At 37.2% G+C, this 9,366-nt stretch carries 9 protein-coding genes; 1 reads left to right on the top strand and 8 read right to left on the bottom strand.

Features of this window, described 5'->3' with window-relative positions:
- On the bottom strand, positions 1–534 hold a 534-nt coding region (locus V7149_RS17020; protein WP_335346800.1), incomplete at its 3' end, for a L,D-transpeptidase.
- 93 nt (positions 535–627) lie between these two features.
- Positions 628–1,317, bottom strand: a complete 690-nt coding sequence (locus tag V7149_RS17015) for a cell wall hydrolase (RefSeq protein ID WP_335346799.1) — start codon at positions 1,315–1,317, stop codon at positions 628–630.
- A gap of 490 nt (positions 1,318–1,807) precedes the next feature.
- Here V7149_RS17015 and V7149_RS17010 point away from each other — a divergent pair, with 490 nt between their 5' ends.
- Positions 1,808–3,067, top strand: a complete 1,260-nt coding sequence (locus tag V7149_RS17010) for a hypothetical protein (protein WP_335346798.1) — start codon at positions 1,808–1,810, stop codon at positions 3,065–3,067.
- A 151-nt stretch (positions 3,068–3,218) separates the two neighbouring features.
- Here the strand turns inward: V7149_RS17010 and V7149_RS17005 are convergent, their stop codons facing one another.
- The 6 genes from V7149_RS17005 to V7149_RS16980 form a co-directional block, all read right to left on the bottom strand.
- Complete coding sequence (locus tag V7149_RS17005; protein WP_335346797.1) at positions 3,219–3,764, bottom strand: NADPH-dependent FMN reductase; 546 nt, start codon at positions 3,762–3,764, stop codon at positions 3,219–3,221.
- A gap of 156 nt (positions 3,765–3,920) precedes the next feature.
- Complete coding sequence (locus V7149_RS17000) at positions 3,921–4,763, bottom strand: pirin family protein (protein WP_335346796.1); 843 nt, start codon at positions 4,761–4,763, stop codon at positions 3,921–3,923.
- 276 nt (positions 4,764–5,039) lie between these two features.
- Entirely contained in the window at positions 5,040–6,488 is a 1,449-nt protein-coding gene (locus tag V7149_RS16995; RefSeq protein ID WP_335346795.1) for a GMC family oxidoreductase, read from the bottom strand.
- A gap of 258 nt (positions 6,489–6,746) precedes the next feature.
- Positions 6,747–7,313, bottom strand: a complete 567-nt coding sequence (locus tag V7149_RS16990) for an NADPH-dependent FMN reductase (protein ID WP_335346794.1) — start codon at positions 7,311–7,313, stop codon at positions 6,747–6,749.
- Between the two features lie 12 nt (positions 7,314–7,325).
- Positions 7,326–8,384 carry an LLM class flavin-dependent oxidoreductase gene (locus V7149_RS16985; RefSeq protein WP_335346793.1) on the bottom strand — a complete coding sequence of 353 codons (1,059 nt, stop codon included), beginning with the start codon at positions 8,382–8,384 and terminating at the stop codon, positions 7,326–7,328.
- A gap of 14 nt (positions 8,385–8,398) precedes the next feature.
- Positions 8,399–9,340 (bottom strand): ring-cleaving dioxygenase, encoded by a 942-nt coding sequence (locus V7149_RS16980; RefSeq protein ID WP_335346792.1) that lies wholly within the window; start codon positions 9,338–9,340, stop codon positions 8,399–8,401.
- Positions 9,341–9,366 lie beyond the last annotated feature (26 nt).

Genomic DNA, 9,366 nt, shown 5'->3' with positions numbered 1-9,366 from the left:
TTTTTCGAGTAATCTGTTTGCCGCCATTTTTTCAAATGTCTCGTTAGAATCTACTATCCATACTTTCGTATTATTTTTTACCATTCCAAACAGCCATTCGATTTCATTGTTGTTCATCCTTATGCAACCTGCTGTAACATACTTTCCGATAGCGTTTTCGTTATTATTTCCATGTATTGCATAGGTATTACCAGGAGTCCCATATACGTTCAAACCAAGCCATCTACGACCTAATGGGTTCTCAGGAGCTCCACCAGGAATATTTTTTTTATTATAAGGTCGGTCAATTATTTTATTCACAATTCTATATTCTCCAACTGGAGTTAAATCTTTTGTTTTCCCAGTTGCGACGGAAAAAATGTATATTTTGTTTTGACTATTAATATAGGCTAATTTATTTATCTTCTTATTAATAATGATGATATCTTCCCCATTTTTTTCAGCAGCATAGGCGGAATTAGGTGTATATGATAATCCAACTACAAAGAAAGTTAAAATTATCAACGGCATCATCATATTTACTACTCTATTCAAATTATTGTCCTTCTCTCTATTATATTTAATTGCAAACCCAACCGAAAAATGCTCAGCTGGGTTTGCACGTCATGTCATTGAATGGAAAATTATTTATCTAGTAAATACGTTTTGTCCGTAAGTGATTTTTCCTGTTTCTGATAATGAAATGCTGCTAGTGGCTTTAATATTTAATTTATTTTGAACATAAAGCTCATTTCGGGTAGGATCAATACCTTGAATGGCTTTATAGGCTGCACGATAGTATTTGGCATCAAGTTTTATGTCAGCATATCTTCCATATATTACTGGTCTAAATTGGCTGTCATTTTGAATAACTCCATAGATGGAATTAGGATATTGACTGTGATGCAATCGGTTCAATATTATAGAACCCACTCCAATTCGGGCATTGAATGGTTGATTATAGGCTTGCATATAAATAGCACGTGCTAAAAGGTCAACTTCATATTGGTTATACGTTACACGCATTAATTTCTCGATTGTAGCTCTTCCTAGAATCCCATCGGCATGTAAATGATAATGCCTTTGAAAATTCATAATAGAGTGCTGATCATGAATGTTATAGCCTAATTGTTTGAAACGAAATTCATATTGTTTAATTTGTGAATAGCTATATCTTTCAAGATGTGTATATTTGTGATTATTCACTTTCACTTCTTGGTTTTGTGTATATCTGCTGGGAGCTGCTGCTTCTACTCCCGAAATAGTTGTAAATGCTGTTCCTAAAATGGTTGCTGCCGCAGCCCCTGTTAATATTGTTTTTTTCAATGTTTTAATCATAATCTATTCCCCCTGTTATTTTATATTTAAATATCTTTTAGTGATCAGTTCCTAGAAACAGAGCTTAAATAGGCCTGAAAATAAAATTGGTTACACATCCCCTTGTCTCCTTTTTGTTCTCAGGTTACTTTTTATAACTCATGAACACATCATAACTCAAACTCGTAAATATCTCAACTTAAAAAATCTTCAATTAAGGATAAAAATTATTCCACTTTTACTATTTTCTTATTCTTGGCTTCTGTTTCAAATTTCTACAAAAGTAATGATAAACTTCATTCCTTATTCGGAAATTTAATTCGATTTATACCTACAATCTTGGTCTATAACGTTTAAGCGGTCCTCAGCAATCGATAACCCAACTATATATCATTAGCTGATAAAGTCCGCTGTTTGTATGGAGGAGAGGTTCCTCGGAAAGAATAATTTCAACATCAGAGATTTTTTGGATTCGTTCGAAAAGGAGAAAAATTTAAGGGAGAATTTTAAAATGAAAATAACAAAAATAACTACACTTTTAGAATTGATGCAAGCCATTTCAGAAAATACACCACAAGTTTTGGAGATAGAAACATCAATTCTTTCCCCGCATTCCATTACTTTATCTGAAGGCTACAAATTAATAGGAAAAAGTAACGGTTCATGTATGGTGAGCTTTAACAATAGTGATGGTTTTGGTGTGACGCGCAACAATACTATCTCAAACTTAACAGTGATGACAAAACAAGCTAACCGAGCAATATATACGGTTTACGGCATTCCAGATATGGGGAATATTGTCCTTGAAAATTTGAATATTACAGGGCAGGTTTCAATTATTTCTAGGCCAGGAACAGACAAGATAAATCTGATTGCAGATAATATACATATTACTTCTTGCGATTCCAGACATTACAGTGAGCAGCCGCAAAAGTATGGCGTTAATGTATACCAAGGGGCACTGACTGTTTATAATTTTAACTCTGACGAAAACAGTAAGATTGATTGCAGATTAACCAATATCTGCATAGGCTTTAAAAATGCTCCGGTTATTGGCTCAGGCATTTTTGTTTGTGGTTTTGGCGATAAAGGTGGCAAAGTTAATTTGGAAACACTAACCACAGGTGCTGTATATTCAAATGGTATGTTACCCTATGGTACAGCAGATATCATTACTGCTGCTGTTTTCATAGTTTATGGTGTTGAGGCAATAACAGTTGAACATCACGGTGAGCTTGTGACTTATGGTGTTAATGATATGGTCCTGGATACGTGGGGCAAAGTTGAAAAATGGGTTAGTAATTATCCAATCGTATCTTATGGACCAAGCGGTATTGGATTCGTGAATTTTGGTACAGTAAAAGATTTCTTGGCACAAGATATTATTACATATGGGTTAGGTGCTAGGGGCTTTAACCAATATGACGGTACGGTTGAAAATATTAAGTTTAAATCCATCACTACCTATGGTGATGGCTCAATAGGCATACAAGTTAGCAAACCCATTGGAAATATGACTGTGGAAGAAAACGTAACAACATATGGCTCTGTGGGTAATTCCCTAGTCAAAGGCGTAATAACAAAGCTTGCGGCAAATGCAATAAGTATTAAATCAGGAGGCAAAGTTGAAAGTTTGACCATTAATGGAGACATTATTACTTATGGAGACAATGTTACGAATTACGCATTGGAAGGCGGCGAAGTTACGAAGTTCAACGTCAGCGGAGAAATTATAGTTCATGGGGAAAATTCACAAAAATATAAACCGTAACTAAATGGGGTATTAGCATTTCTCAGATATAAACTAAAAATTATGTTATTTTCTGAGTTTTTCCTCCTTACTCCTCTCTCAAATTTCTATAAACATAAAAAAGGTCGATACCCCTTTAACCATAAGACTAACGGGTATAGACCTTACTTTTTTACAATTTATTTTTTCCTATCCAATCAATAAAATTATTCATCGTTCGATCCAAAATTTGAATAGTTGGCTCATGTATCAGCTCTCCCGCTTTATTTATTTTCTCATGTATAAAAGTAATATAAACTTCATTTCCAGGTAAGATAAGGGCAGAAATGCCTGGCGAATTTAGAATTTGACGAAGATGAATCTGAGCACGAACAGTTCCTAGGGCTCCTGTCGTACTGCCGATGATCATAACCGGTTTGTTAACCATAACCGTATCAACTCTAGAAACCCAATCGAGCGCATTTTTTAAGAGTCCTGGGATGGAATGATTATATTCAGGTGTAGAAATTAAAACACCATCACTTTCTGAAATCTTTTGCTTAATTTCCGTTACGATTGGAGAAGAATTAAACTCATCATCCTCACTGTACATTGGTAACTGTTCAATTTTTAAAATTTCAATTTCAATATTCTCTTGAAAACGTTCTTGAATAAAAGCAGTCAGCTTTCTGTTGTAAGATCCTTTACGATTACTGCCAATAATTGCAGCGATTTTCATGAAAGTTTTCCTCCTGGTATAAATCCTGATTCAAAATCATATTTATACTCAATTTTCCCTCTTTGTTCATCTTATATGCTATCTCGACATATACTTTCCATATTAAAAAAGCCCAACTGAGGAATGTTCAGTTAGGCTAGATCGTCACATATTTTTTTATTCGAATTTCCCTTCTCTGAAATCCTTGTATGCTTGTACAATCTCTTCTTCCGAATTCATCACAAATGGACCACGAGCGACAACATTTTCTCTAATGGGTTGGCCAGCATATAATAAGACGTGTAATTTTTCTTTAGATTGAATCTTCACTTCACTCTTTCCGGCATCCATTCCACGTTCCAACCAAAGAACTTGACCTTTCTCGCCATCCGTATTTTTACTGCCAAAAGTACCTTTTCCTTCTATTATATATAGAAATCCATTATAGCCACCAGGAAGATCCTGGATGACAGTTTTATTCGGTTCAAGTATAATCTCTACCATTGTAACAGGTACGTGATTTTTCGTGCCGGCCTTAACACCCATTGATGAGCCTGAAAAGACACGGATGACTGCGCCATCTTCAAAACGAACTGGCATATCCTGTGCACGCATATTCTGATAACGAGGTTCTGTCATTTTTTTATCACTAGGCAGATTCACCCACAACTGCAGGGAATGAACGGTTTCTCCCAAAGCAGGGTCCTCTGTATGAATGATCCCTTTACCAGCTGTCATCCATTGAACATCTCCGGGTAATAATTCCCCTCCGCCTGTTTTGTTATCCAAGTGTTCAAGCTTTCCATCAATCACATAGGTTACAGTTTCTATTCCACGATGCGGGTGCATTCCGAATGTCCCCCGCTGGAAAAAATCTTCCGCCATCAATAGAAATGGATCATATTCTTCCCAATTACCCGGTTCTAAAACGAATCCAACTTTATGAGTTGGCGAATTTTCCTGAAAAGAGACATTTTTTACACTTCTAATTCCTCTGGACCAGACATTTTGGCTACTCATTTTTTTATCCACCCCTTTAATTAATTTACATTTTTCTATGACACTAATTAAAAGCTAATATCTTTAAATTAAATATCTTTAATGTGAGATAATTTTACGTTTTATCTTTGTCTGTGTCAATCATTTGAAAAATTAAAAACCAACTTTTCTCTAGTAAAAGTTGGTTTTAACTTACTAACTTTTATTTTGATTTTAGGATAATCACCTATTATTTGACATTGAAAGATACGAAAGAACATTTGCAATCGAGAAAGCTATCAATTTATTAATACGATGTTACTGTGACTGTCGAACGATATGATCTGCCAGTCTAATGGCCAAAGCAACATTTGAAAGTACAGGTCCAGCCGCAGTTAATGAAGGAAGCACACTATTATCAGCTACAAATAGCCCTTGAACCCCATGTACTTGACCTTGACGGTTAGTCGCTGATGTCGAAGGATCATCTCCCATTCTGCTTGTACTCGCCTCATGCATATCTGCCCCTGGCGGCCTCAGCGCCAAAGAAGATTCATCCAGAGTCACGCCCATAGCAGCTGCAGATTGTCTAATGCCTTGGGCAACCTGGTTTGCTACTTGACGGTCTTTGTTGCTTAAAGAGTATTGGACTTGCTGTAACGGTACACCGAACTCATCCTTCTCAGCCGTAAGGTACACTCTGTTCTCAGCTCGAGGCTCCACCCTTCCAAAGGATGCGTAGACAACCATAAGCTGATCCTTTAATGCTTTGTCTTCAAACTGCTGATATGAAAAGTATTGGTCTGGCCCAAGAATCTGAATTTGATATGGAGACTCATTTGTCTCAAATTTCAATACAGCGAGATTGCCCAGTTTGTCAGAGAACTGTCTTCGATCGATTGTTCCAATTCCAATAATGGATACATGCCCTGTTAAATAACGCCCAATTGCAGGCCCTTGGATTCCAGAATTAAGCAATAGACGCGGAGTTTCTAACGTACTAGCCGATACTACGACATTTTTGGCGCGAAGTATATGAGACCTCTTGTCTTCAGAAAATACTTCGACACCCGACACTCTTCCACTTTCAGCAATAATTCTAGAAGCATAAGCGTTAACTGCAAGGTCATATGGCCGATCAAACAAGGCAGCAGCTAAAGCATTGATCGAACTAAACCATGGATTTGAGTGGACTTCACCTTGCCGGGATGGAGTCATATCAAAAGCTAAAGGCATGTCATCAGCTTCCAAAATCCCGTTTGCATGGAGTCGCTTTAACATAACATTTTGCATCGATGAGCCCTTAGCATAATCTCTTGTAACATGTAATAATTTTTCGGCCATCCCATAATATACATTTATTTCACGGGGATGAATTGGCCATTTATTAAGCTCAGACCGAATAGGGCGCGGAGTGGCTGCATTCCAGAACAATGACCTGCCTCCAAGTGCATATACCATTGTAGCTCCTGAAAATTGTGGTAACCGTTTACCTAAAGCTGTTGAATTATCAGGAAGAAGGACATCTCGGGCTGTATTCACATTCTGCGTAGGAATATTAAGGGAATGGGAATGAAATAACTTATCACCCTTTTCAATTATTCCAATCTTTTTGGCTCCTTGATTCTTCCACAACTCACAAAGTCTTTGTAAAGTTGCCCCTCCCCCGGGACCTGAACCGACAATCAGGACGTCGTAATTGGTCTTGGACATCTCTTCAAGTGTTTTAATAGGAATCCAATTATTCTTATATTTCACAACCATCATAATCACCCGCCCTAACACATATTTATTTTCAATTCAATTTATGCCACATGGCTTTTCCAATATGTCAAGTTAGGGTTATTAATAGCTTAAATCTAAAAGAAGCTGACCATAAAAAGTCTTGTTAAAAACCTTTCAAGTCAGCCAGCGGTCAAAACCTTTTCAGTATCAATATTTTTCCTAATTCATTCATCATACCTTTGAATCATATTGTCGCTAAGGGTGTATAATTCGCTAGCAAGTATTGATATTATAATTCTATTAAAAATCGTATTCTGCTTCTTTAGCTTTGCGGATTTTCGCATATGTTTCCGTTAGTACTACTGTATCTTCGACTAAACGCTCGATACGGAACAGCACATCATCATTTGTAATTTCTTTTCGCTGAAAATCCTTTTCTTCAATAAATACATAAGTTTGTACGATTTGTGCTTTCATATAAGCCAATATAGGTTTTAATTGTTGTTCTGCCATTAAGTAATGCTTTGGAGTGCCAGCTGTCACAAGCATACTGACAACTTTGTCGCGAAATGCGTTTACTGGCAGTAAATCAAATATATTTTTTAATGTAGCTGGGATGGATGCTTGGAACACTGGTGTGCCTATAATAATGGCATCTGCCTCCATTATTTTTTCGGCTACATATTTTGTATCGCCTGCATACTCCCAATAATTACGTCCATCACTGAACTGAACTTCAAATTCTGCTAAATCAATAAGCGTAATTTTTGCGTCTGGATATTTGTCACTTGCAGATTTTAATGTGTAGTTCATCGCTGTTCTTGTTTTAGAACCAACCTTTGAACCTGATAAACCGACTATTTTCATTTTATATGCCCCCTATTTTTTAACTGTAAATTTTCTTACTGCAGGCAAAATTTCTGTTGCTATCAATTCGATGTTTTTCAATATTTTATCGAATGGCACACCACCAAAATCAATTTGTGCCATGAATCTCTGTTGTCCGTATAATTCATATTGATAGTGCATTTTTTCAATAATTTGCTGTGGGCTTCCTATCATTAATGCATCACGATAGTCAACTGCCTGAGCGAATTGTTGCTTCGGATAACCGCCGCCTCTTAATGCCTGCATCCCTGTATTCACATGTGGATAGTACTCACGAAGTGCATCCTGTGAATTTTCTGCCGTGTAAAATAAACTCGTTGTGGCAATAGGCAACTCGCTTGAGTCAAATCCATTTTGTGTTGCAGCTTCACGATAAGCATCTACAGATATTTTAAAATTTTTCGCTGGGCCCCCAAGTGTTGTTAGCATCATTGGTACTCCTGCATTGCCTGCTTTAATGGCACTCGCAGGCGGACCGCCAACAGCACGCCAAATCGGCATATGGCCATTTAGAGGCTGAGGAAGAATATAGGCATTTTCCAGTGGTGCACGGAATTGTCCTTCCCAAGTCACTCTATCCTCATTATTTATCTTCAACAGCAGCTCTAATTTTTCTTCAAATAATTCTTCATAATCACGGACATCATATCCAAGCAAACTATATGCACCAATTCTTGATCCGCGACCAGCGACAATTTCTGCCCGGCCATTTGAGATTAAATCGAGTGTTGCAAAATCCTCATATACACGAACGGGATCTGATACACTTAACACCGTTGCCGAACTCGCAATTTTTATATTTTTTGTCGCTTGTGCAATAGCACCTAAAATGACTGTATGTGCTTGCGTTGTAAAATGCGTTTGATGACTTTCACCAACAGCAAAAACATCTAGTCCCGCTTCATCTGCTAGCTTACTTGCTTCAATTAATTCGCGAATGCGCTGCTCAGCGCTAATGCGACTTCCTGTATATGGGTTTAGCAAATGATCACCAATTGAATATAATCCAAATTCTAGTCCTTTATTTAAATCGATACGATATTTTTCCATTTTCTTATCTCCCCTTAATCAAGCGGCTTTAATTTGGCTTCAATTTCTGCACGTTTCTCTTCTAAAAATGGCGGTAAATCTAAATTCTTTCCTAAATCTTCAATTGAAGAATCTGCTGTAAATCCAGGTCCATCTGTTGCAATTTCGAATAAAATCCCATTAGAATCACGGAAATATAAGCTTTGAAAGTAAAAACGATCAACAATGCCTGATGAATAGAATCTACGTTTTTTCACTTCTTCATTCCAAAACAGGAGTTCTTCCTCGTTTTTTACACGAATGGCTAAATGATGAATACTCCCACGCCCTGGCTTTTCACTTGGCCCCTCTTGCTGCTTTACAACAATTTCACCAAATGCTTGACCGGCAACAGACTGAAAGTTTGCTTCATCTTCTGTGCGCACCACTTCAATATAACCAAACATTTCCGTTAAAGTTTTAGCTGTTCGTTCCAAGTAACGCACTGTAATTTCCACAGTTCCCATTCCTAAAATACGATGCTCAGGCTCTACAGCTGAATCTTCCCAAGCCATCCAGTAATCTGGTATCTCTTCTCCATTATTATTTAATAAAACAAGTCGCAACCCTTCTGAATCTTCAAATGGAAGTGCTGCTCGACCTGCATAGGTTGTGATTTCACTGTGCTTAACTTCAAATTGCTCAAAGCGTTTTTTCCAATATTTAAGACTTTCCAAAGATGGGACGAGTAAGCCAATTTGAGTAATGGCATTTGTTCCACGATGCGTTCTTCCCGCTAACGGCATTTCAAAAAAGGATAGTTCTGTACCTGCACTTCCAGTTAAATCTCCGTAAAATAAGTGATACATGGAAGGATCATCTTGGTTAACGGTCTTTTTCACGCGCCGAAGACCTAACACGTTTTGATAAAAATGATTATTTAATTGAGCGTTCTTAGTGATCATTGAAATATGATGATGCCCAGTAATTTTATACATTGTTCTTCCTCCTTAGATTTAACTTG

The organism is Bacillus sp. JJ1503 (genome assembly GCF_036965125.1).
Taxonomy (GTDB): Bacteria; Bacillota; Bacilli; order Bacillales; family Cytobacillaceae; genus Cytobacillus.
Note: the sequence above shows the minus strand (reverse complement) of the source record. Positions and strands in the feature narration are given on the sequence as shown.

Coding starts and splice junctions, on each gene's coding strand:
- V7149_RS16995 (WP_335346795.1), bottom strand. CDS start 6,488: ATGATGGTTGTGAAATATAAGAATAATTGGATTCCTATTAAAACACTT.
- V7149_RS17005 (WP_335346797.1), bottom strand. CDS start 3,764: ATGAAAATCGCTGCAATTATTGGCAGTAATCGTAAAGGATCTTACAAC.
- V7149_RS17015 (WP_335346799.1), bottom strand. CDS start 1,317: ATGATTAAAACATTGAAAAAAACAATATTAACAGGGGCTGCGGCAGCA.
- V7149_RS16980 (WP_335346792.1), bottom strand. CDS start 9,340: ATGTATAAAATTACTGGGCATCATCATATTTCAATGATCACTAAGAAC.
- V7149_RS17000 (WP_335346796.1), bottom strand. CDS start 4,763: ATGAGTAGCCAAAATGTCTGGTCCAGAGGAATTAGAAGTGTAAAAAAT.
- V7149_RS16990 (WP_335346794.1), bottom strand. CDS start 7,313: ATGAAAATAGTCGGTTTATCAGGTTCAAAGGTTGGTTCTAAAACAAGA.
- V7149_RS16985 (WP_335346793.1), bottom strand. CDS start 8,384: ATGGAAAAATATCGTATCGATTTAAATAAAGGACTAGAATTTGGATTA.
- V7149_RS17010 (WP_335346798.1), top strand. CDS start 1,808: ATGAAAATAACAAAAATAACTACACTTTTAGAATTGATGCAAGCCATT.